The organism is Sphingobium baderi (assembly GCF_001456115.1).
GTDB lineage: Bacteria > Pseudomonadota > Alphaproteobacteria > Sphingomonadales > Sphingomonadaceae > Sphingobium > Sphingobium baderi_A.
Window position 1 is genome coordinate 2,514,301 of the sequence record NZ_CP013264.1, and the last position, 21,103, is coordinate 2,535,403.

Here is a 21,103-nt window from a genome sequence, read left to right on the forward strand (position 1 = left end):
TGCAACGCAGGAAGGAGCATTTCACATGGCCGATCTTAGCCAGGTCAGGCAGCATATGGAAATCGTCGGCGCCGATGGCGTCCATATCGGCACGGTCGACAAGGTCGAGGGTGATCGGATCAAGATGACCAAAGCCGACAACGGGTCGCATGGCGACCACCATCACTATCTCTCGGGCGGCCTCGTCGCTGCCGTCGAGGGCGATCGGGTGCGCCTTTCGGCCGCGGGATCGGCCGCCGTTCTCCTGGAAGAGGAAGACGGCGGCGAACCCCTGACCGACAGGACGCCGTGACGGGGCCGGCGCAAGGCCCGGTCACGCAAAGCGATACGGACTGAAGCAGTCACGATCCGGGTCGTGCACCCCGTTCAGTTCCCGCTCGAATATTTGCGCGGCGAGATTGGCGAAGGCGATGCCGTTTCCCCCGAATCCCGCCGCGAGCCAGACATGCGGCATCGCCGCCGCCGGACCGATTGCGGGAAGGCCATCCGGCGAAGAGCCAAAGAGCGCCGCCCATGCGCGATCGATCGGAATCGGCCCCGCGCCCAGCATGGCTTCGAGCTTTGCTGCGATCGTGCCCGCCTTCACGGCGATCCGGGCGTCCCGCGTCTCTTCGTCGGAAGAATCCTGGTCTTCACCGCCCGCGATGATCCGGCCCAGACGATCGGCGCGCACATAAAGATAGGGATCGGATGCCTCCCAGATCATCGCCTGCTCGCGCCATGGCGGCGCATAGCCGGGCGGCGTGGCGATCGCGAAAGTCGAATGCAAAGCGAACGCAGGCGGCAGGAAAAGCGACGCCCGCTCGTAGCCCGTGGCGAGAATGACGTTCCTTGCCCGGCACTTGCGTTCATCTGCCGTTTCGAGAAGGACGCCGCCGTCAATGGGATGGAGCGCCGTGATATCGACCGGCCAGGTCACGCTCGCGCCGTTTCGACATGCGCGCTCGAGCAAGGCATGGCAGAGGCGCACCGGCTTGATTTCAAAGCCGTCCGCCGAGACGATTGCCGCGCGCGGGGCGATGCCGAAGCGCTGCGCCATTTCGTCCGCCTCCAGGAAGGTCGATGGCAGCCCATGGCGGCGATGCATCTCCGTTTCCGCTGCAAGTCCCGCCTCATCGAGGATGGTGCCGGCGAGATAGAGCGTCGGGCGGTCAACCCTTCCGCAATCGATGCCAAGTCCATCGATCCGCTTTCCCAGGTCCAGGACGGCATCATGTACGCGTCGCCATCGCCGTGCGGCCTCCGCTTCGCCCAGTGTTCGGGCAAGATCGCTCATCGGCACGTCCATTGCCCACATGATCTGGGCGGTCGACGCCGCTGTGCTGCCACAGCCCGGCGGACGACGATCGAACAGTGCGATGCGCTGTCCTTTGCCGCTCAACCGCTCCGCGATCAGCGCGCCGACGATGCCCGATCCAAGGATGGCAATGTCGACAGGCTCGTCTGGAAAGGGGTTCGACGGCGGCGCCGGCCATCCGGACTCGCGCCACGGCACGGCACCGCTGCGCAGATCATGCGACTCCGTAAGCGTCACGGGAAACGCGCAGGGCTGGGCGACGGGTCGGTCATCCAGGATAGTTGTGTTTGCCGAGCAGCCCGGCAAGATGCGCGGCATTGCTCGCAAGCATCTTCGCCGTCTTGCTCACCATCTTGGGCGTTGCGTCCAGATCCTTGAAATCAGTCGACCCCATCGCCTCGCCGACCCAATAGCATGCGGCGACGGCGGGTATGGTCCAGCCCACATCGTTGAGCGCCTGGAAGATTTGTGCCGAGCAGAAATGCGCGCCGTCTTCATTCCCCACGATCGCGGCAACCGCCACCTTGCCGTAGCTCGGCATCCTGCCCTGTTCGTCGGTCTCCGAGAGGAAAGCGTCCATACGCTCCAGCACGCGCTTGGCGACGCTGCTGATCTGACCCATCCACACCGGCCCACCAAGTATCAGTATATCATGGTCGAGGATTTTCTCGCGCAAGGCGGGCCAGTCGTCGCCCTCTCCCTCGTCCGACGTTACGCCGGGCTTGATATTCAACCCGGCCACGCGAACCTCGTCGCTGACAGTGACGCCCTGCTTATCAAATGCCTGTGCCAGGACAGCGATCATCGCACTGGTCGACGAAGGTTTGTTCCGCTCAGCCTTCAATGTGCAGTTGAGCGGCAATGCCCTGATTGCCATCGTCCAATCTCCTGTAGGGCGCGCAACGGACGCCGCGCCTGGCTTCCACGAAACCAGTTGCTCCGGCCATCGTTCCTTGAGGGCGAGGACATTCGCGCGAGCGAGGCCGGACGATCGAATAGCTGAGAGCCCCCCGCCGCGATCTTCAGCCGCAGCGCCGGCGTCCGGCATCGCAGGTCCCAAAGCCCAACCTGGATTCGAGCTGATTGAGCCCGGAACGCGGTGGCCGCATTTCGCCATCAAGTGTGGAGCAATTGAAAATCGCCGTCGGCGACCTATTTTGCTTTGGCGGGCCGGGCCCCTCTGACGATCCTCATCGATCGTGATGTCGGACCGCATCGAGAATTCTCGATGCTGGCTCGACCTGACCCCCGGTTTGGGCAGCATCGGTTTCTCGGTTGGACAAACCGGGATTTGTCGAATGGCAGGCTGGGCCCCGCATGGGTGCGCCGGCGCCGCCCTTTGTCGGATCCCCAGGTGACAAGGGAATTATCAGCTATGACAGGACCGGCGGTGGGAATGCCCTGCCCAGTATGCAAGGTGCCGCTCACAATGAGCGACCGGCAGGGTGTGGAGATCGACTATTGCCCGCAATGCCGTGGCGTTTGGCTGGATCGCGGCGAACTCGACAAGATCATCGAACGAAGCGCCGGGGAAGCGCAACCCCGAACCGCGCCAGCCCCTCAGCAACCTTCTCGCGATTCCGGCTGGACCGGACACCAGGGCTCACATTACGATCAGGGCTCGCATTACAAGGGCTATCCGAAGAAACGGCGGAAATCCTTCCTGGAGGAACTTTTCGATTAGCGTCGATGGCGCGCTCGGCGGTGCTCCTGCCGGGGAGCAATGCCTGCGGGCGGTCGCTGATCGATCGCCCCGGCCGCAAAATCCGACATGATGGACGATATTCAATGATGGCGGATGCGGCTCTGATCGATCTCTTCGATATGCCCTTGCTTGCCGGTTTCGCTTATCGCGATGGTGACGTCACAGCCGAGGAGGAACGCGGCCTCATCGCGCATATCGACGAGAGCGCGCTCAGCCTATTTCGCTTTCAGCAGTGGACTGGCAAGCGGCTGACCCACAGCTATGGCTGGAGCTACGATTTCGCGAATGGCCGGTTTGCGCCGACCGAACCCATGCCCGGCTGGTTGGAGCCGTTCAGAAGCCGCGCCGCGCACTTTGCCGGACTCGATCCCGCCGACCTCGTGCAGGCGCTGCTCATTCGCTACGATCCGGGCGCCGGTATTGGCTGGCATCGTGATCGACCCGTCTTCGAGCATGTCATCGGCATCTCGCTGGGCGAGCCAGCCAAAATGCGCTTCCGACGCCGAATGGGCGGGAAATTCGAGCGAACCTCCGCGCTGCTCGCGCCGCGTTCGATCTATCATCTGAGCGGCGAAGCCCGGCACGGTTGGGAGCATAGCATCTTGCCGCTGACCCGCCCCCGCTGGTCGATCACCTTCCGCAGCCTGTCGAGCGCCATGTCCAGCGCTCGTTGAGCGGATTTATCCTTCTGCCCGCCACGCCCGCATGGCCCGCTCATATCTGCCGCGGGCGCTTTCCAGTCGACGTCCGAGCGCCCGCAACGCGCGCGCCTGTTCGGCCTCCAGCTTTCGCCGTTCGCGGTCCAGTTCGGCCTGGCGCCGCGCAAGGTCCGCCTTCGCTGCATCATGTCGTCCTTCGGCTTCGCTCAGTTCCGCTTCGGCGCGATCCAGCGCGGATCGGTCAGGACGCGGCTTTGGCGGCGGCACGCGCTTTGGCTTTGGAGATGGCCTGGACGCGGCTTTGGGTGGCGGGGATGTTTTGGCGTCAGACTTACGCATCCGGCGCGGCCTGTCTTTGGGCAAGGCGGCCATATGTTCGGCCGGCGTGCCGCGCGTCCGGGGTATGACCTTGCCGGGGTTGGCGAGGGGTTCGCGCATCAACTCGGGATCATCCACCTGTTCGGCCGCGCCCGAGGCGAAGAGATTGGTGTCGCTGCCCCAGGCGTCGAGCGCCGCCTTCTGGCTCGGTGCGGCGACATAGGCATCGTGAAATCCGATCGGGGTGCGGAAAACCTTGAGCTTCTGCTTGCGCGTCACGCGGCGATGCCCCGGCGCTTCTTATAGTCGCGTGGCGGCATGCCGAGCAGTTCGGTCGCGGCGCGGTCGAAATCGGCGAGGACGCCGTCGCAGTCGAGATAGAGCTGCATCTCAGGGCGACCAGCGTGTGGGTTCGAGTCGGATCGCGAGCGGTGGATTGATCGCGCGCCAGCCATGATCCCGAATGACGTCGTTGCTTTCCCGGGCCTGCCGCCCATCAGCCAGGGACCAAGTGATGTGAAAATGGCTGCCGTCACCGCGCTCGGTGGTACCGCCGATCCGTACGACCAGCGCCTGCACACCGGCGCCGTCATCCGCCTCGCCAATGACCTCGCCACGATCGGCCGTGGGCAGTGGCGTATCGGCATCGGTGCCAAAGCGCAACGTGACGTGATCGGCGACGGTGCGGCGGTAACGGGCCGGAAAGCGGGCAAGCAGCACAGCTCGATCTTCGCGCTGGAGTTTCCAGCCTGCGATAGAGCGCGCCATCGTCACGCCTTCCTTTCCGCTTTGATTGCGTGTCTGGCTCTGCGCTTGCCGTTTTCGGTCAGTTCGATCCAGACCGGCGCATGGTCGCTGGTCTTCTCCCAGCCCCGCACGCGCGTATCGACTTCGGCAGCGGCAAGCTGCGCGACGGCAGGCGGATTGAGCAGGAAATGATCGATCCGCAGGCCGGCATTGCGCTCGAAGGCGCCGCGCCAATATTTCCAGAAAGTATAGAGGGTGTCGCGAGGGTGGAGATGCCGGATGGCATCGACCCAGCCCTGGTCGAGCAAACGCTGCCAGGCGGCGCGGACTTCGGGGGCGAACAGCGCATCGTCGCGCCAGCGCTCCGGCGCATAGACGTCCTGATCGGTCGGCATGACATTATAATCGCCGGCAATGATCACCGGCACGTCGAGGTCGATCAGCGTCGCCAGATGCGCGTGTAGCCGATCGAACCAGCGCAGCTTGAAATCATATTTCGGGCCGGGCCGTGGATTGCCGTTGGGAAGATAGAGCCCGGCGATCAGCACGCCGTTGACGGCGGCCTCGATATAGCGGCTCTGTATATCCTCCGGATCGCCCGGCAGACCGCGCCGCGTCTCGTGGATCTCGCCGATGCGGCTGAGCAGCGCGATGCCGTTCCAGCGGCTCTGGCCGTGCCAGATTGCCCGGTAGCCCGCGTCCCGGATAGCGATTTCGGGGAAACGCTCCTGCGGCGCCTTCAATTCCTGAAGACAGACGATGTCGGGCTCGGCCAGCTCCAGCCAGCGCAGCAGCACGGCCAGACGTCCATTGATGCCGTTCACATTATAGGTCGCAATCTTCATGGCCGCGCACCGCAGGTCAGGCAGCGCTTTGTTGGCGCGACCTTGTTTGCCTGCCATGATGCCGGTTGCGCCATTTGTTGAATACTCGCGATCGGAACAAACTGTTCCGGTTACGATTGCTTCTTCAGTCGGCGCCGTACGGAATGGCGATGCTGGCACGGGCTGAACAACGCGATTCGCCAACCGGAGGAGTGGTGGCCGTGATCGAATTTATCAGTAGCGCCGATGATGTGATCGCCATCAAGGTGACGGACAAGGTCATGGGGCCTGACCTCGACGCGGTGATGGACCGTCTGGATAACGTTATGGCGCGGCACGACAAGATCCATGTCTTCGTCGAGGCTTACGGCATCGACGGAATCGAACTCGCCGGCCTGCCTTCCTATATCGCCCGCGCGATGCCGCTGTTCGGCAAGCTGACCCGGTTCGGCCGTGTCGCCGTGGTCGCCGATCAGGCCTGGCTCCGGATCGGAACGCGCATCGAAAGCGCTGTGCTGCCATTCATCAGCTACAAGGTCTTCGAGCCGCATCAGCGCGACGAGGCGCTCGCCTGGGTGGAGGGCAAGCCCGCGCTCTGAGGGCAGCGACCCAGCGCGTCGAACGGCGCAACTCTGTCCTCGGCTGGGCTCTAACTTCGCCGGGAATTTCGGCCCGGCTGGCCAACGACTCGAAGCCTTCTCTGCCCAACGTCGGCGTCCTCCGGGAACCGGCCCGCGCATGGCAACATTTACTGTCGAGGCTCGGCGACGGTTCCGGGCCAACTGAAGATCGGACATCGATGATGCCGGCTCGACCTGCATAGGAAGAAAGGAGGGCCGCGAAATGAGCAAGAGGTGGGATCGGGGAAAACGCCGTTCGGGCGCGGAAGAGCTTCGCACCGGCCTTCCTGTCCCCACCCAGATTGTTGCGAGCGACGAATTCGTGCCCACGCCGCAGACCGAGCGGCAGCGGATGGTCGAACGCAGGCTGCTCGATATCGCCGACAGCTTCGCGCCGCGCCATGGGCTGGACCGGCGTGGCTTTCTCCGAACATCGGGGGGCATGGCCGCTGCCTTTGCCGCCATCAACGGCGTGTTCGGTCCACTTTTTGCGGTGGACCCCGCCGAAGCGGCCGAACCGGGCGCGGCGGCCGCGCGAAGCTCGGCGCTTCGCGACCAGCACATCGTTGACGTGCACACCCATTTCCTGCGCGATGACACCCGGCTGCTGCGCTTTGTCGACATGCGCAAGGATGCCGCCGCCAAGGGCTGGAATCCGGCGCTCAAGGGCAAGCCGCAGAGCATCGAGCAGCTCAAGTTCGGTAACTGGTTCAAGGAGATGTTTCTCGACAGCGACACCAAGGTGGCGCTGATCTCCGGCGCGCCGTCGGAGATCGAGCGCGACTGGTTCCTGACCAATCCCATGGCGATGGAAGCGCGCGATCGCGTCAACCGCGAGGCGGGATCGCGCCGTGCCATGGCTCATGCGATTATCCAGCCCGGTGCGCCGGGCTGGCTCGATGCCATCGATCGGGACATCGCGCTCAAGCCCGATGCCTTCAAGGGCTATACGATCGGCGACAACACCCACAAGGATCTGGCGAAGCCCTGGCGGCTGGATGACGAGGCCTTGGTCTATCCCTTCTATGAAAAGGCGGTGAAAGCCGGGCTCACCAATATCTGCATCCACAAGGGCCTGTTCTCGACGGCGCTGGAAAAGCGCTATCCGCATCTTCGCCGCTTCGCCGACGTAAGCGATGTCGCCAGGGCAGCCAGCGATTGGCCGCAACTCAATTTCCTGATCTACCATGCCGGCTATCGTCATGTCGGCGGCGAGCCCGGCGAGGCATGGGCGGAATTCTCCCGGACCGGCCGGCTGTCCTGGGTCAGCGACCTTGCCGACATTCCGCAGGCGCATGGCCTGACCAACATCTATGCCGATATCGGGCAGAGCTTCGCGAATACGATCGTCGACGATCCGCGCGTCGCCGCCGTGATGCTGGGCATTCTCGTCAAGGGGCTCGGACCCGAACGGATCGTCTGGGGCACCGACGCGGTCTGGACCGGATCGCCGCAATGGCAGATCGAAGGACTGCGGCGGCTCGAAATTCCCGAGGAGATGCAGCGCGTGCATGGCTTTGCACCGCTTGGCGCGGCAGAGGGGCCGATCAAGACGGCGATCTTCAGCGGCAATGCGTCGCGCCTGTTCAGCCTCCTGTCTGGACGAACCGCCGACCGCTTCGACGCTCACAAGGCGCGTTATCTCGCCAGGGGCGCGGCGCCAAGCAACCGGCGCTATGGTTACGTCGCGTGAGGTGAGGGGGGTGTTCACCCCAGGCGCCCGGCTCTAGCGCCGCCTGCCGAAGCTGGTGCATTCGTTTGGGCCGATCCGCTCGGCCGATATCCTGCGTCGCCGTGGCACGCGGCAATATCTGGAACGCCGTCCCCTTTGCGCAGTTTGCTTCCAATGCCCCTCGCAAATGCCGCCAGTTACCCGCTATGGGTCAATCTCCTTATCTTCGTGGTTGCGGCCGCGGTGATCTGGCGGGCGGGCGGGCGTCTGACACGCGCGCTCGACGCCATCGCCACCCGGACGCGGCTCGAGCATGTGTTCGTCGGGATGCTCCTGCTGGGCGGGATCACGTCGCTGCCCGAACTGGCCAATGTGGTCACCGCATCGGCGCTCGATCATCCCAGGCTCGCGATCAACAATCTGCTCGGCTCCGCCGCGATCAATATCCTGCTGCTCGCGGTCGCCGATGCGTTCGTGGGCCGGAAGGCCGTGACGTCCATCGTGGCGCAGCCATCGACGATGATGATGGCCGCGCTGTGCATGATCATCCTGATGATGATCGCGGCGCTGGTCGTGCTGGGCGACATATCGATCGGCCCGCTGGGTCTGGGGAGCCTGTTCATCGGCGCTTGCTGCCTTGGCTTTTTCTGGTTGGCGGCGAGCCATGACAGGCGTTCGCGCTGGAAGGTCGAGGATGAGGAACCCCGGCGGGGAGAACCGGATGACGGTGGCATTTCGCAGGCGCCGCTCGCTGCGCTGTGGACGCGCGTCACGCTCTATGGAGCCTGCCTTTTCGCGGCCGGTTACAGCCTTTCGCAAACCGGCAGCGCGATCGCCGAGCAGACGGGGATGACCAGCGCGATCGTCGGCTTTGCGCTGATCGGGACCGCGACATCGCTGCCCGAACTGGTCACGGTGGTCACCGCCCTCAAGCTTCGGCGGCCCGAAATGGCGTTCGGCCAGGTGCTGGGCACCAACTTCGTCAACCTCTCGCTTCTGCCTGTGGGGGACTTGATTTATCAGGGCGAGCCGGTGGTGCGCACATTAGGGGCGTTCGAGACGGTTTCCGCGTTGCTGGGCGCCGTACTGATCGGCGTCTTCATGGTCGGCCTGCTCGAACATCGCAATCGCACGATCCTCAAGATGGGCGTGGACTCCGCGGTCGTCATCGTCGCTTTCGCGCTTGGCGCCGCACTGCTCGCAGGACTTCCTGCCAGGGAATAGGCACGTGTCCAAGGGGACGATCGGGGGCCAAATAGCTTAAGCGATTTTCGTGGCTCATGGTTTCTCATCGCCTCCTGATCGTCGCGGCACTTTGGGACATGCTGAACGGATGGCGTCGGGAAGGCGCATGCGGCGCCTTATGACGCAATTCCACGGTCCGCGCCCGGCTGAAGGATCAGGCGAGAATCTTCCCGCCTTTGCCGACAGCGCTCGACAAATGGCAAGTCATCGAGCGGGTTCGCGGCGAAGCGGTCGAACATGGCATCGTCTATCCGGTAATATTTCTCATAATCGACGCGCTGGTTGGTCACGGGGATCGAGAGATATTTTTCACGCGTTGCGCCGATGACGCCGATCGAAAACCGATGTTCGCGCGACACCAGATGATCGATGAAGGTGAGCTTTTCTGTCATCCTCAGTCGCACTTTCGCCCGTTGCTGGCAGTCATGGAACCATCCAGACTTGTGACCGGGCCATATCCTCAACCGCGATCAGCTGGGCATGGGATAGGCGACTTTCCCCTCGGCGGTCAGCTTCGCGCCTGGCGTCGGTGCCGCCTTTTCGAGCCGTCCCGGCGTCATCGCATGGTCGACCGCATGCCCATTCAGGAGAAGATAGTCGGCGATGATGCGGCGGTGGCATCGCCACCAGACCGCTTCCGAACACATCAGCACGAGGCGCTGGTCGTGGCCAAGCGCCACCAGTTCCTCGAAAGCGGCGGCAAATTCGCGGCCCAGCGCGTAATCCGCATAGTTGTGAAAGCTCTGCACGCGCCACAGCGCGTTGACGCTTTCGTCGACGCCGGGCTGCCGCGGGCGCCGTCCGCCAAAGGCAGGCCAGTGGCGATAGCCGATCTGCAGGCGGGCCAAGTCTTCGGGCAGCGTGTCGATATTATAAATCGGGTTGGTTCGCGATCGCGGAAATGTCCGGACGTCGATCAGCAGGCCAATGCGCGCGGCGCGCAGCATGTCGAGGAATTCGTCGAGAGGCCGGCTGGAATGACCGATGGTGACGAATTGCGCGGTCATCACTTGATTCTGGTCAATGCCGCTTCCTTGTGGGCCGCTATGTGATCAGTCTTGTCGCTCTCGATCTCATATTGCGGATCATCCCGCGACGCGCGATGCCGATGGCCCTTATAGTCGAAGTCGGCGCGGTGAACCCGAATGATCCGGCCGGCCACGCGGCCAGCCTCGGAATTCCAGCTCACATGATCGCCAACGGCAAATTTCGCCAAACCATCCTCCTCTCGGCACCCTTCGGTCAATCGTCAGGACAAGCCATTGGTTCCTGACCATCTTGCCATTCCCGCCATCCGGCCACATGCTCAATAATGGGTGCGCGCGATGGCCCAGGGGGAGGGCAAGTCAATGACAATATCGCTTTATGACCTGAGCGTGCCGACCTTCCTTCAGACCGTAAGGGCTGTCCGCGGCTTTCTTGATCGCGCGGTCGCGCACTGCATGAATAGGGGCACCGACCCGGACGATTTCGTAACCGCCCGCCTCTTCGACGACATGGCCCCCTTTCATTTTCAGATCGAAGCGGCCTGGCACCATGCAGTGTGGGGGCTTGAAGCTGCGAAAACCGGTATGTTCGCCCCGCCCGCTCTGGTTGGCCCGGTCCCCTTTGCTGATCTTCAGGCCATGATGGGCAAGGCAGAAAAGGCGCTGGAGGCTTTCACCCCTGATGAAGTCAACGCTTGGGCGGGCAAGAAGTTGGATCTTCAGATCGGCTCGCGAATGCTCGCTTTCACGTCCGAGACCCTCATTCTCTCGTTCTCGCTACCGAACTTCCACTTTCACGCCGTTACCGCCTACGACATCCTGCGTTCGAGGGGCGTGCCGATAGGCAAACGCGACTATGAAGGTCGGCTGCGTACCAGATCGGCCAAATAATGGACGGCTCTCGCCGGCATTTTGGCTATTCCAGCACCAATAGATAATCGCGGAAGCTGCTCTTCCCTCAGTCTGACCGCGGCGCCTTTATGACGACTGGTAGGCTCGACCGCACGCCATTTTGCGCGAACTTGCTCGTCGCAACCCTGGAAAAGCTAGTCGATCCAAAGACCGTGCGCTCGGTGCCAATCCTCTAACGCGTTGTCTGGATACTCCTCGAAACACTGGTCGTGTGGGCCGATCTCAGGCTCGACCCAACTGGCTTTTGACGAGAGCATCATGTGAACGAGCGATGGAGGCTTCGGCAATTCGCTGTCGATCGCCGATGCGAAGGGGTGGCAGAGATCGGGATATTCCGCGTCGAACACCCACAGCGCACTGGCGCATGTAGGGCAGAAATGCCGCTCGCCCGAGCTGACGCGACATCCGCCCCGGCCATCGTCCAACTCGGCGTGATACACGGCGGTTCTACCTTCTACTTCCAGCGTCCGCTTGTCGGCGTGAAGATTGATCGCGTATCCGCCGCCGCCTGCAGTTTTCCGGCATATTGAACAATAGCATCGCATGAACGGCACGGGTGCGTGGCTGTCGGCGGAGAAGCGAATCTTGCCGCAGCGGCACGACCCGAGGAGCTTCAAGGGCATGGCCAGATCCTTTCGCACGACGAACCGCTAAGTGATGGGCAAGTTCCGCCAACAGAGCCGCCGTTCGCAGCCCCGAAATCGTCCGTCGGTAGCTGCCGTTCATTCAACCGCCAGAAATTGCGGCAACTGGGTCGGTAGCTGCAAGGCAGCTTTCAGCTCGAGAAACAAGGAAGCAGACATCTGAGACACTGACCCTCTCGTGTAAACGAGATGCTCGGCATACGGCTCAGAAAGGACCGAAAGCGGGTGAACAAGTTCCGGGTGGCAATTATCGACTAGGGGCACACAACGGAGGGAGCTAATTAAAGAAGCCATCTTGCTCCATAGTCTCTGTCAATCGCGCAGCCTTCTCTGGGGTATCAACATAGGGCGACAGAATGGGCCGTTTCCCAAATAGATGCCGCCAAATCATTCGCAGATGGCCAGGCTCGAACTCTACATCGACGTGCACCGTGGGCACGGTCGCGGCGTAATGCCGCACCAGGTCGTCGCAAGATCGGTCCCGAGCAATATAGAGCCGATAGCCGAACTGGGCGACCGTCCTGTTGATCTTGCGAACCTTCGCCTTGTCGCTCAGCACACGGTGCCGCATAACGCTGTTTACCGGACGAAGGCGCGTCGATCCGCGTAGCACCATACCTGCATCGATTGGGAAAATGAGCTCGATCTCTCCATCCTCGGGGTAAGGTATGCGAGCATGAACTGGTTGGTCGGGATCGTAGAAGCAAACTGGATTGTCGGTAGTCAGGAACGGCAAGTCGGTCTTGTTGTGGAGGACCTCAAAGCCCATTCGGAAGGCCAAATCGCCACTACCCATAATGTCCTGGGGCATATTGGCTAGGCTCTGCTCGGGATTGATGCCAACGGGGACGTGGTCGAGCTTCCCAGCATATTCCGCCAGATCCGCAGGCAGCGCCCCGACCGCTTCTAAAGTCTGGATCTCCGCGCGCATCTTTTGTGCCAGCAGATATTCACGTCGTTCACGCGCCGCCGGCACACGCGCCATTAGGATCGCAACCATCCCAAGTAGATTGAAGGAAATAGCCGGCGACAGGCGCTTCGCACGCGCGGCGGCGACAGTGATAGGCCACACAGTCTCCACACGATTCCAATGATCTTCCCACGACGTGTCATCACGTCCGCCATCTTTGGATGGGAGCGAATAATATAGTTTGCGATACGCGATCGAGCCAGGCTGTGATGGCTGCGGATCATCAGGTTTGTCGTCAAAGTAAGCCCAGACTCGGCCGTCCGGGCCTGTGAAACCAGCCATATAGGTGATCGACAGATAGTGATGTTTGCGAAGCTTTCTCCCCGCCCCACCGCTACCGGCCTTGAGTCGGCTGAATGGAACAACGTCGCCATCGGTAGGGACTAGCCCCCAATTCCAACGAAACATCGATCCTCGAGGAAAATGCATTTAGTTATCGACGTCCTTCAAATGGTAACAGGGCTGGCGCAGCCCAGTGATCGGCGATTGACCTCGCTGTTCTAATTTTTCTCGATTAGCGAAGCGCGAACACCCATTTCCTCGATGATGGCACTGATCCGATCGATCACAGGGCCGAGCGCCACAGCCCGAGCACTGGCTTTGTCAGCAGTTGCATAGGGAAGCGGCGTCAGACCCTTGAAGTCGGACGGCAGTGTCACATCGGTGCGTTGCGGCACCAGCAACAGAGTCCGATGGCGGCCAAGGCGGGACATGAAAAAGCCGAGCTCGAAGATGACGTTGTCGCGCGGGACCGCCGATGTCTTGCCGCGAGCTGTGACGAGATCATCGGGCTCGCAGAGCGCAACGCCGAAGTCTGCAATGTTGACCTGCTCCTCTAGGGCTTCGATCGGATACCCGCCGGCCGGAAAGATCATGTCGTCGCTCCAGATCTCAATGTCCGCATCGTGGGAAAGCCCGACGCGAATGGACTTTGCGATCGGTAGCGCCTCCGCAGAGCAGATCATGAACACCCGGGGACGTATATTGGCACGGTTGACGAAGCGATTCCTCTGTTCGAGCCGCCCAGCAAGGTCCTGGGCGACGAGGCGCCACATCTCGGGATGCGCTTCGCCGACCTCGGCAAACTTCTCATAGCCAACTTTCAACGTGACCACGTCCTCGACCGCTTCGATGGACGCGGATCGACCGATACTGGGATTTATGGCCGACATCTCGCCGATGGTGCAGGGTGGCTCGCGGTGATAGAGGCGCACCCCGTTGATGATGATTAGGCCTCGGCCGGACAGCAGAAAATGTACCGACCGATCGCTGTCACCTTGCTCGATGATATTCTTGCCCGCGGCGAATTCGACCAAATCGCCGGCATCGGCAAAGGCTGCAGCGATCGTCTCGTTGCCGCGAATAATCTTCTGGCCGAGCAGCGCGTCGATCAACACCGCGCGATCCTCATATCGTTTCTTCAAGCTCAATCGTTCCTCCTGTTGATGTCTTGCCTGCGCCACCAGCCTGACCGCTGCCAAGACCATAGGGTGGGCTTGCCGGAAAGGGTCGGATCATCGGCCGGCCTCGGCTGAACGCGGATCTCGACCCGCGTCGGCGACGATCCTGGCGTGAAGGCCGTTGCGCCAAGTTCGATACGCTCGCCGCCGTCGAGGCGGATGATGAGCAGGACCGCGAACAACGGCGCGTCGGAGCCGTCTTCTACGATCAGCTGCATCTGCGCCAGATCGGTGGTGCTCGGAACCGGCAGGTATAGGGGATGGGAATGCCACTCGCCCAGATAGTTGAAGCGCGCATAGTCGGCGCCGGTTCGGCGGAAGAAGCTCCGCATGAAGCGACGATGTTTCTTGGGATGGCGAACGAAGCAGCTCTCAGTTCCGCCCGAACGCTGAACCGACAGATCGACCACGCGGAATTCTTCGTCTGCGACGTGCTCGCCCACAAGCACACCGCCAATTTCACGGGTGCCGGCGCGCGACAGCGCTTTTTCGAACTTCGCGATGAGATCAGGCGGCAGCGTTACGATCATGACGTTCCTTGATCAGGCGCTGCACGGTGGCCAAGCCGTTTGGATCCATTGCCGGCGTGACTTCCGGCTCCGGTTGGCCGAGGTCTACCGGAAAGGTGTGAAACGGCTGTAAGAAGAGCCATTCCGCCTTCAGCCCGAGTAGATAGGCAGAGACGGGAAAAGCCGACTCGCCGGGCGACAGGAGTGTGTCGATAGCGAAGCGCGTGGCGTGCGCTGCGATCACGGCAACGTCGGCATCATCGGCGATCATCGGGCCACTCAAAGCGTCGATCCCGTACCCCGCGGTTGCACGCGGCGCGACGACGTTCTTCTCCGCGCACACCGCTTCGATCCGCGCTCGCGCGATCTGCGGCGCAGGATCGAGACCGGGCCGCGACCGGGCGATCATTCCGCCGAACCCGCCACCATAAATCTCCAGCCACAGGAGCGGCTTCCGGGCTGCGGCGACAACCGATCCGAGCAAGTTAAACACGCGCGCATTGGCGGTCGCGTCGATGATCAGGTCACAGGTCTGCAAAAGCGCCAGCACGCCGTCGATACTGCCGCTGCTCTCCTGTCCGGCGAGCTGCTGACGGCGCACGGTGCACTTGGCGGCCGGCGCGATCATCTCGATCCGGCGCCTCAGCCCCTCTGCCTTGTGATCGCCGACCGCGTCCCAGTCGAGATCGTGCCGAACAAGATTTTCGGGAAGCATCACATCGTCATCGACAAACAGGAAATTGCCGACGCCGCTGCGGGCCAGGCTGGTCGCGATCTTGCCGCCAGCCGAGCCGCACCCGACAAGACCCACGGTCATGGTCCCAAGGGCCGCGCGAGATGGCTCCATGCGACCGCCGCCGCCCTCGGGAAGGCATTTGAATTCTGTGACGGTGTCGGCCCCGTCCTTCACCCAGAACAGACGGGCGACGCCATCTGCATGCACCAGGCACATATCTAGCACGTCAGAGACATAGCCCTCGGGATAGCTGCAGCCCGCATCGGCCAGAGCCTTCTTCAACCCGGACGCAGTTCCCAGCGCAGGAATCGGCATTCCGGCTGGTAGAATGGCGACATGCCCTTTCAGGGTCAGGCTAGACGCCTTCAGGGCTTCCGGGACCGTCGGGTCGCGCCAAACAGGGTCTTCATCGCCGACAGTCAGCGGGATCACGACGTGCGTCGTTGAGCGCATCAAAAAGTCCATCGGGAGCAGTTGCGGGCCCAGCGTTGCATCGAGCTTGCTCGCAAGCGCCCGGGTCAGGACAAAGCCCACGGCCGAGGCGCGCAGTTGCTGACCCAGGCTTTCAACATGGCGCGATGGCAGGACCGGATGCGCATCGGCATCATTCGGCGTCTCACCGTGCAATAGCCGGTAAGCACTCTCGACCATCTGGGCACCCGTGATGTCGGGCGTCCAATTGTCCGGGCCCCATTCGAGGCAAAGTTCGCCGCGCCCCCATTGGTGCTCCGACCAGCGCTCGGGGGATTGGGGAAGAACCGAGATCGGGGTGTAAGGAAATGTCTGCGGATATGTCAGCCGGATCGGATAGCGCTTCGCGCCGATCTCGATTTCGGCATCGAAGCAAAGCCGGACCTGATCGTCGAAATACACGCTGGCGACGGTGAACCAGGCCTCCCGCCCTTCAAGGTCGGCAAGGGCCGCCTGTTCGGATGCCAGGCGGCCCAGATCACGCATATACCACATCAGGCGAAGCCTGCCGGCTTGGTCGGCGTGGCATCGCGGTTCGGAAAGCGGAATGCGCTCGGCACCGCATCGGCCGGCGCGGCAATGACCGGCTCCAGAAGCGCCATCGACATCGCGGTCTTCGCGACCTTGGCGGCCGCAGCCGTCGCATCCCCTTCGTCCGCAAGCTCCTCGAGCGCCACCTCATAGGTCAGGCCCGAGCGCTTCCGGCTGGATCCGAAAATCTCCTGTCCAGCGGCGGAGCACCATCCATAAGCGACCGACCCGACCGCGGTCTCGTCCCCCGCGCAACGACGTTGTTCAAGTTCCGAAGCCAGAATCGCCCGTCCCGTCGCGCAGCGGATCATCGACCCCTTCATGCCCAGGCGCGTCAGCGCGACGGGGCCGGCATCCAATCCGATCGCGATCCCGAGACCGGCAACGTCGATGTCCTCGTCCTCAAGCAACTCCAAAGCGCGGTCGAAGCCGCTGCGCAGTCCGCCCGCACACAGGATTGCCGTGCTCGCGCTTGCTTCGGTATCGGTGGTCTGCGCGGTGCCTTCACCGATGACGCCGTGGACGCAGTCGCCGATGAACCGGATTTTCCGCCCACCGAAATCCTCGGTGAGGACGGCGTCGAGTTCAGCACGCAGCACATGCAGTGCTCGCACGACGTCCATTGCGTCATCGTCGTCGTCGATATGGTCGGCAACATAAGCGGTGAAGCCGTCAATGTCCGCATAGACCGAGATCGCGTTGTTGCGGCGCGAATTGCCCGGGGTCAGCACCTCCAGATCGAGATCGGCGAACGGCGGGGTATGCCCGCTAAACGAAAACTTGCCGATCGGATTTGCTTCCAGGTCCTTTTTCCAATCCCGAACGATACCATCGGCGGTCACGGCGAGCGCCGCTTCTTCCTGGCTGTCGCCCACCTCGACTGCGGTCAGCGCGCTGACATCTTCGTCATCCACCGCATCAAGACCGATCGCGCCGCGCGCTTCATTGGACAGATAGATGCCGGTGGCCGTTCCGCCCCCGGCGCGTTTGGCGGCATGGTTTGCCGGCACGCCCAGGAAGAGCGGCTCGGAGCTGCCACGGCGGCCGTTCCGCACCGCCAGGGCCAGGCCCGTATCAATGCCGACCCTGACCTTTGCCGCTGGAATCTTCTCGTCACCATCCTCGCCGGTCTTGGCCAGGACATCCATGATCAGCTGACCGATCGCCACCGCCTTGTGCACGCGCGCGGCCTCATCGCCATACGGCTTGGCGACCACCAAGTGCAGCCGCTGATTGTGGAAATCGACCTGAATCGCATCCACCGCGGCGATGATCCGGTAGACGGCGCGATAATGGAGGTTGAGGAAGCGAAGGGTCCGCTTGTGGCACGTCTCGCCTTCGACCTCGGTCGACTGCAGCATCTCGCCCAAGTTGAGAATGTCCGCATAAACATGGACGCCGTCGACGCGATACGCCTTGTTCCGCGCGAGCCCATGCAGGTCGGTATCCCGCACATAGTCCTTGATCTCGACCGTCTCGACCTCCTTCAAGCGAGTCGCCACCCGCTTGTCGGTCGTCTCGCTCTTCCACACCTTCTTCGCCATAATACTGAAATCCCTGTTCCTTTTTCCGCTTAAGCCGATTGCCAGCAGATTTGTTGGCGATCTGTAAACCATGTTTTTCCGTTTGCCAACAAAATTGATGGCAGCTAGGAATGCGGATCGGTGTAAGTCAGGAGGGACGCGGACGATGGCGTATAAATTCAATCCGGCCTTTCAGTCCGATGACGAGGCCGTATCGAATTTTATCGTTCGACAGCCCGAACTTGCAGAAACCCTGACGATCCTGCGCGGCGAGACGGCAGCGCCGCGGGTCATTCTGGTCGCACCGCGAGGTGCTGGAAAAACCACCCTGTGCCGGCGCGTGCTGGCTGAAATCAGGACCGATGAAGCGCTGCACGCATCCTGGCAGCCAATTTTTCTTGGTGAAGAAAGCTACACGGTCACCACGCCGGGCGAATTCTTCCTCGAATGCCTGTTCTATCTCGCCGATGACGCCGGCGATGCGAGCCTCAAGGCCCGGTACCGCGAAGCGGTGACGATCGCCGACGAGACGCTCCTGCTGCAGCGCTGCCTGGAGATCCTGCGCGACGTCGCGGCAGCGAGCGGCAAGCGGCTGCTTGTGGTTGTCGAAAACTTCCACATGCTGCTGAACGATCAGATCGGCAGCGACCGCTCAATCCTGCTCGCCGCCTTGGCCGACGATTCACTCTTCGGCGTACTTGCAACTTCCGTTGCGCAATCGAGCGACGAGAGTTCGGGCCGCCCCCTCGATGGCTATCGCATCCTGCCGCTCAGACCGCTGACGCTCGAAGAATGCCATGCGTTATGGGCCTCCCTCACCACGCACGACGTGCCGCGCGCCCGAATCCGACCGTTGCAGATCCTGACCGGGGGTAGCCCGCGGCTAATCCATATTCTTGCGGATTTCATGCGCACGCCCTCGCTTGGCGATCTCATGGAAAACCTCAACCAGCTGATCGATCAGAACACCGAATATTTCAAAAGCCAGCTCGACATGCTCCCAGCAGTCGAGCGGAAGGTGTTCGCCGCACTGCTCGACGCATGGGATCCGAGCACCGCAAAGCAGATCGCGGAGGCAGCGCGGGTCAATGTTAACACGGCCTCCGCCATGCTTGGTCGGCTGAGCGACCGCGGTTCGGTGATCAAGGAGCAAGGTCGCGGACGATCGGCGCTATATTACGCCGCCGAGCGGCTGTTCAATATCTACTATCTGATGAGGCGACGCAGCCATCCTTCGAGCCGGGTCCGCGCACTTGTCGCTTTCATGACCGAATATTACGATCGTGACGAACTGGTCGCGACGACAGCCAAACTCGTCGATGAAGCCTGCCGATTTGAGCCCGCCAAGCGGGCCGACTATCACTGGGCCTTCGACGCCATTTTGACGGGGCAGCCCGAGACGGTCCGCGCACGTATCTTGGCGCAGACGCCCGCTGATTTCCTCCAGTCGCTGCGTCAGGACGGTTTGCCGGCGGAAGTCGCGCCAAGCTTGATCGAAGCGGAATTCCACGAGAGCGACGGCGATGCCGCTGTCGACAGACTTCTTCGCGAGGCACACGACGCGCTCGAGAGCGAGGATGCCGACCGGGCAAAGGCTTTGCTCGTTGAGGCCGCCACTATCAGCCCATCGAACCCAATGCCGTTCATACAATTGGCGTTCACGCATCTTCAACTCCACGAACACGAGGAATCGGTTCGCGCTGCCGAGCGCGCCGTGGAACGCGAGCCCGAGAATCCGGGCACGCATTCGATGTTCGGGCTGATGCTGTCGTTCGCCGACCAGACCGAAGCGGCCGAGGTCGCCTTCAATCGCGCATTGGAAATCGACCCCAGCTGCGCGCCGGCGATCCTTCATTTGGCGCATTTGCGCGCTCGGAATGATGATGCAGATGGTGCGCTCTATTTGTATCGCAGGGCGGCTGCGCTCGGCGAGTTGACAGATGACGCGACCGCGCACTTTGCCAGAATCCTGATGCGTCAGGACAAGGAGGATGAAGCCGAGGCGGTGCTTCGTCAGGCGCTCGAGGATCATTCTGATCGTTCCGAAGCCAGGCACCTCTTGGCCAGCTTGCTGAGCGGAACCGGTCGTGCGCCAGAGGCGATAATGCTGCTCCGGGATGTGGCCGAGCACGGCGACGATTGGATGGCCTGGGCCGATCTCGGCGCCTTTCTCTCAGCCGAGGAAGAATTTGCCGAGGCCCGCGCTGCACTAGATCGGAGCATTGCGACCGGCGCCGATAGTCCTGTGATCTACCGGATGCTGGCAAATGCCATGCGCAATTTGGGCGAACCTTTCGAAGCGATTGCCAAGTTAGTCGACGCCATGCTGGAAAAGCATGCCGACGATGCCTGGGCATGGATTGCGGCCGGAGATATTTATAGCGCGAGCCGTCAGCGAGATCGCGCCGAGAAGGCCTATCGCCACGCCACGACCATCGAGGATGGCGAGCCGGCCTGGGTCAGGCTGGCGCGCCTGCTGATGGAGAAATCGGCTTCGGATGCCGAGGCGGAGTCGGCACTGCGGAAGGCCGTCGAGGCAGTTCTTGAAAGCGGTGCATGCGGTCCGATGCGAGAAGTTGCCGAGCTACTCGTCCATCATGGCGACGATGACGACGCGCTCGAATTGCTGAACGAGGCGCTTGCCGCAAATGAAGACTGCTATTGTAGCCTTGTACTCCAGGGGGACATCGCGGCCCGTCGGCATAACGAGGATGGTGCGCGCGAACATTTCGAAGCCGCCCTAGCCCTGAATGACATTGGCGTATCGGCGCTGACGGGACTCGCTCGTATCTCTGCGCCTTCCGAAGCGCAGGCATTGATTGGCCGGGCGATGGAGGCTGACCCCGACAATCCCAAATGCCTTTTAGCGCGTGCGCAGTTGACCGATCGCGAACTGCAGTTCCGGATCGAGGACGGCTCCGAAGCGCTCAAACGCGACCCGGATCTGACCGAGGCACGGCTATTTCTCGCGCCGCTCGAAGCCAAGCGTGGCGATATCCAGGCGGCGATCGCCCATCTCGGTGCCGCACTGCCGGAATTGGAGACGCGCCGTGAGCTCATTCCGAGCTTTGTCGACACAAGCCTGGAGCTTGCCCGTGCTGGCCTTAGTAATGAGTTGAGCGCACTGCTCGACTCCGAAGAGGGCAGAACGGTGGAGCCGCTCTCGATAGCGCTGAAGCTTAATCGAGGCGAAACGCCAGCTGTTGCCAAGGAAATTCGGGAAGTTGCACTTGATATTCTGGACCAGCTTCACGCCGCCGAACGATAATCGATG

General features: G+C 62.2%; 22 protein-coding genes. 8 read left to right on the forward strand and 14 right to left on the reverse strand.

Going from position 1 to position 21,103, the window contains the following annotated elements; all coding sequences use genetic code 11:
• Positions 1-25: 25 nt before the first annotated feature.
• Positions 26-292: a DUF2171 domain-containing protein gene (locus tag ATN00_RS12405; RefSeq protein WP_062065007.1), complete on the forward strand. Its 267-nt coding sequence runs from the start codon at positions 26-28 to the stop codon at positions 290-292.
• Positions 293-313: 21 nt separating this feature from the next.
• Here the strand turns inward: ATN00_RS12405 and ATN00_RS12410 are convergent, their stop codons facing one another.
• Both ATN00_RS12410 and ATN00_RS12415 read right to left on the reverse strand, forming a co-directional pair.
• On the reverse strand, positions 314-1,534 hold the full coding sequence (locus ATN00_RS12410) for an NAD(P)/FAD-dependent oxidoreductase (RefSeq protein ID WP_062065009.1): 1,221 nt from the start codon (positions 1,532-1,534) through the stop codon (positions 314-316).
• Positions 1,535-1,565: 31 nt separating this feature from the next.
• Complete coding sequence (locus ATN00_RS12415; RefSeq protein ID WP_062065017.1) at positions 1,566-2,174, reverse strand: flavodoxin family protein; 609 nt, start codon at positions 2,172-2,174, stop codon at positions 1,566-1,568.
• Between the two features lie 498 nt (positions 2,175-2,672).
• On the opposite strand from ATN00_RS12415, the gene ATN00_RS12420 reads away from it, so the two are divergent.
• A complete protein-coding gene (locus ATN00_RS12420) occupies positions 2,673-2,981 on the forward strand; it encodes a TFIIB-type zinc ribbon-containing protein (protein WP_062065018.1) in 309 nt (102 codons plus the stop codon).
• Positions 2,982-3,085: 104 nt separating this feature from the next.
• Positions 3,086-3,676, forward strand: coding sequence for an alpha-ketoglutarate-dependent dioxygenase AlkB (locus tag ATN00_RS12425; RefSeq protein ID WP_335338073.1), 591 nt, complete (start codon positions 3,086-3,088; stop codon positions 3,674-3,676).
• Between the two features lie 6 nt (positions 3,677-3,682).
• Here ATN00_RS12425 and ATN00_RS12430 read toward each other — a convergent pair whose 3' ends face one another.
• From ATN00_RS12430 to xth, 3 genes are all read right to left on the reverse strand, one after another.
• Positions 3,683-4,258 carry a hypothetical protein gene (locus ATN00_RS12430; RefSeq protein ID WP_062065020.1) on the reverse strand — a complete coding sequence of 192 codons (576 nt, stop codon included), beginning with the start codon at positions 4,256-4,258 and terminating at the stop codon, positions 3,683-3,685.
• Between the two features lie 111 nt (positions 4,259-4,369).
• Entirely contained in the window at positions 4,370-4,747 is a 378-nt protein-coding gene (locus tag ATN00_RS12435; RefSeq protein ID WP_062065024.1) for a hypothetical protein, read from the reverse strand.
• Between the two features lie 2 nt (positions 4,748-4,749).
• Positions 4,750-5,571 carry an exodeoxyribonuclease III gene (xth, locus tag ATN00_RS12440; protein ID WP_062068746.1) on the reverse strand — a complete coding sequence of 274 codons (822 nt, stop codon included), beginning with the start codon at positions 5,569-5,571 and terminating at the stop codon, positions 4,750-4,752.
• 200 nt (positions 5,572-5,771) lie between these two features.
• On the opposite strand from xth, the gene ATN00_RS12445 reads away from it, so the two are divergent.
• The 3 genes from ATN00_RS12445 (at position 5,772) to ATN00_RS12455 (ending at position 9,066) form a co-directional block, all read left to right on the forward strand.
• Positions 5,772-6,149 (forward strand): SpoIIAA family protein, encoded by a 378-nt coding sequence (locus ATN00_RS12445; protein WP_062068748.1) that lies wholly within the window; start codon positions 5,772-5,774, stop codon positions 6,147-6,149.
• Between the two features lie 244 nt (positions 6,150-6,393).
• Positions 6,394-7,863, forward strand: a complete 1,470-nt coding sequence (locus ATN00_RS12450) for an amidohydrolase family protein (RefSeq protein ID WP_062065027.1) — start codon at positions 6,394-6,396, stop codon at positions 7,861-7,863.
• 153 nt (positions 7,864-8,016) lie between these two features.
• Positions 8,017-9,066 carry a sodium:calcium antiporter gene (locus ATN00_RS12455; protein WP_062065030.1) on the forward strand — a complete coding sequence of 350 codons (1,050 nt, stop codon included), beginning with the start codon at positions 8,017-8,019 and terminating at the stop codon, positions 9,064-9,066.
• A gap of 137 nt (positions 9,067-9,203) precedes the next feature.
• On the opposite strand, the gene ATN00_RS12460 is transcribed toward ATN00_RS12455, so the two are convergent.
• The 3 genes from ATN00_RS12460 to ATN00_RS12470 all read right to left on the reverse strand — a co-directional run bounded on the left by ATN00_RS12460 (position 9,204) and on the right by ATN00_RS12470 (position 10,303).
• The gene (locus tag ATN00_RS12460; RefSeq protein ID WP_062065033.1) at positions 9,204-9,479 is read right to left on the reverse strand and encodes a hypothetical protein; all 276 of its coding nucleotides are present in this window, start codon (positions 9,477-9,479) and stop codon (positions 9,204-9,206) included.
• A gap of 78 nt (positions 9,480-9,557) precedes the next feature.
• Positions 9,558-10,094, reverse strand: coding sequence for a DUF488 domain-containing protein (locus ATN00_RS12465; RefSeq protein ID WP_062065036.1), 537 nt, complete (start codon positions 10,092-10,094; stop codon positions 9,558-9,560).
• Complete coding sequence (locus tag ATN00_RS12470; RefSeq protein ID WP_062065038.1) at positions 10,094-10,303, reverse strand: hypervirulence associated TUDOR domain-containing protein; 210 nt, start codon at positions 10,301-10,303, stop codon at positions 10,094-10,096. Before ATN00_RS12470 ends, ATN00_RS12465 begins: the two co-directional genes overlap by 1 nt.
• Positions 10,304-10,412: 109 nt before the next feature.
• Between ATN00_RS12470 and ATN00_RS12475 the strand changes: the two genes are divergently transcribed.
• Positions 10,413-10,964, forward strand: coding sequence for a DUF1993 domain-containing protein (locus tag ATN00_RS12475; RefSeq protein ID WP_197413594.1), 552 nt, complete (start codon positions 10,413-10,415; stop codon positions 10,962-10,964).
• A gap of 155 nt (positions 10,965-11,119) precedes the next feature.
• Here the strand turns inward: ATN00_RS12475 and ATN00_RS12480 are convergent, their stop codons facing one another.
• The 6 genes from ATN00_RS12480 to ATN00_RS12505 form a co-directional block, all read right to left on the reverse strand.
• Positions 11,120-11,608 carry a GFA family protein gene (locus ATN00_RS12480; RefSeq protein ID WP_062065041.1) on the reverse strand — a complete coding sequence of 163 codons (489 nt, stop codon included), beginning with the start codon at positions 11,606-11,608 and terminating at the stop codon, positions 11,120-11,122.
• A 298-nt stretch (positions 11,609-11,906) separates the two neighbouring features.
• Positions 11,907-13,007 carry a DUF4238 domain-containing protein gene (locus ATN00_RS12485; RefSeq protein ID WP_062065044.1) on the reverse strand — a complete coding sequence of 367 codons (1,101 nt, stop codon included), beginning with the start codon at positions 13,005-13,007 and terminating at the stop codon, positions 11,907-11,909.
• A gap of 92 nt (positions 13,008-13,099) precedes the next feature.
• Entirely contained in the window at positions 13,100-14,029 is a 930-nt protein-coding gene (locus ATN00_RS12490) for a TIR domain-containing protein (RefSeq protein WP_197413595.1), read from the reverse strand.
• Positions 14,026-14,589 carry a Mov34/MPN/PAD-1 family protein gene (locus ATN00_RS12495; protein WP_062065050.1) on the reverse strand — a complete coding sequence of 188 codons (564 nt, stop codon included), beginning with the start codon at positions 14,587-14,589 and terminating at the stop codon, positions 14,026-14,028. The genes ATN00_RS12490 and ATN00_RS12495 overlap by 4 nt, the downstream gene beginning before the upstream one ends.
• Positions 14,567-16,261, reverse strand: a complete 1,695-nt coding sequence (locus ATN00_RS12500; protein ID WP_197413596.1) for a ThiF family adenylyltransferase — start codon at positions 16,259-16,261, stop codon at positions 14,567-14,569. Before ATN00_RS12500 ends, ATN00_RS12495 begins: the two co-directional genes overlap by 23 nt.
• Positions 16,262-16,269: 8 nt before the next feature.
• Positions 16,270-17,850: an adenylate/guanylate cyclase domain-containing protein gene (locus ATN00_RS12505; protein ID WP_062065056.1), complete on the reverse strand. Its 1,581-nt coding sequence runs from the start codon at positions 17,848-17,850 to the stop codon at positions 16,270-16,272.
• A gap of 145 nt (positions 17,851-17,995) precedes the next feature.
• Here ATN00_RS12505 and ATN00_RS12510 point away from each other — a divergent pair, with 145 nt between their 5' ends.
• The gene (locus ATN00_RS12510; protein ID WP_062065059.1) at positions 17,996-21,097 is read left to right on the forward strand and encodes a tetratricopeptide repeat protein; all 3,102 of its coding nucleotides are present in this window, start codon (positions 17,996-17,998) and stop codon (positions 21,095-21,097) included.
• The last annotated feature ends 6 nt before the right edge of the window (positions 21,098-21,103 follow it).

Excerpts from the sequence above, each read along its gene's own strand:
- ATN00_RS12450 (WP_062065027.1), top strand. The coding sequence starts at position 6,394 with ATGAGCAAGAGGTGGGATCGGGGAAAACGCCGTTCGGGCGCGGAAGAG.
- xth (WP_062068746.1), bottom strand. The coding sequence starts at position 5,571 with ATGAAGATTGCGACCTATAATGTGAACGGCATCAATGGACGTCTGGCC.
- ATN00_RS12510 (WP_062065059.1), top strand. The coding sequence starts at position 17,996 with ATGGCGTATAAATTCAATCCGGCCTTTCAGTCCGATGACGAGGCCGTA.
- ATN00_RS12475 (WP_197413594.1), top strand. The coding sequence starts at position 10,413 with ATGGCCCAGGGGGAGGGCAAGTCAATGACAATATCGCTTTATGACCTG.
- ATN00_RS12480 (WP_062065041.1), bottom strand. The coding sequence starts at position 11,608 with ATGCCCTTGAAGCTCCTCGGGTCGTGCCGCTGCGGCAAGATTCGCTTC.
- ATN00_RS12425 (WP_335338073.1), top strand. The coding sequence starts at position 3,086 with ATGATGGCGGATGCGGCTCTGATCGATCTCTTCGATATGCCCTTGCTT.
- ATN00_RS12460 (WP_062065033.1), bottom strand. The coding sequence starts at position 9,479 with ATGACAGAAAAGCTCACCTTCATCGATCATCTGGTGTCGCGCGAACAT.
- ATN00_RS12420 (WP_062065018.1), top strand. The coding sequence starts at position 2,673 with ATGACAGGACCGGCGGTGGGAATGCCCTGCCCAGTATGCAAGGTGCCG.
- ATN00_RS12415 (WP_062065017.1), bottom strand. The coding sequence starts at position 2,174 with ATGGCAATCAGGGCATTGCCGCTCAACTGCACATTGAAGGCTGAGCGG.
- ATN00_RS12485 (WP_062065044.1), bottom strand. The coding sequence starts at position 13,007 with ATGTTTCGTTGGAATTGGGGGCTAGTCCCTACCGATGGCGACGTTGTT.
- ATN00_RS12435 (WP_062065024.1), bottom strand. The coding sequence starts at position 4,747 with ATGGCGCGCTCTATCGCAGGCTGGAAACTCCAGCGCGAAGATCGAGCT.
- ATN00_RS12500 (WP_197413596.1), bottom strand. The coding sequence starts at position 16,261 with ATGCGTGATCTGGGCCGCCTGGCATCCGAACAGGCGGCCCTTGCCGAC.
- ATN00_RS12465 (WP_062065036.1), bottom strand. The coding sequence starts at position 10,094 with ATGACCGCGCAATTCGTCACCATCGGTCATTCCAGCCGGCCTCTCGAC.
- ATN00_RS12495 (WP_062065050.1), bottom strand. The coding sequence starts at position 14,589 with ATGATCGTAACGCTGCCGCCTGATCTCATCGCGAAGTTCGAAAAAGCG.
- ATN00_RS12455 (WP_062065030.1), top strand. The coding sequence starts at position 8,017 with ATGCCCCTCGCAAATGCCGCCAGTTACCCGCTATGGGTCAATCTCCTT.
- ATN00_RS12405 (WP_062065007.1), top strand. The coding sequence starts at position 26 with ATGGCCGATCTTAGCCAGGTCAGGCAGCATATGGAAATCGTCGGCGCC.
- ATN00_RS12505 (WP_062065056.1), bottom strand. The coding sequence starts at position 17,850 with ATGGCGAAGAAGGTGTGGAAGAGCGAGACGACCGACAAGCGGGTGGCG.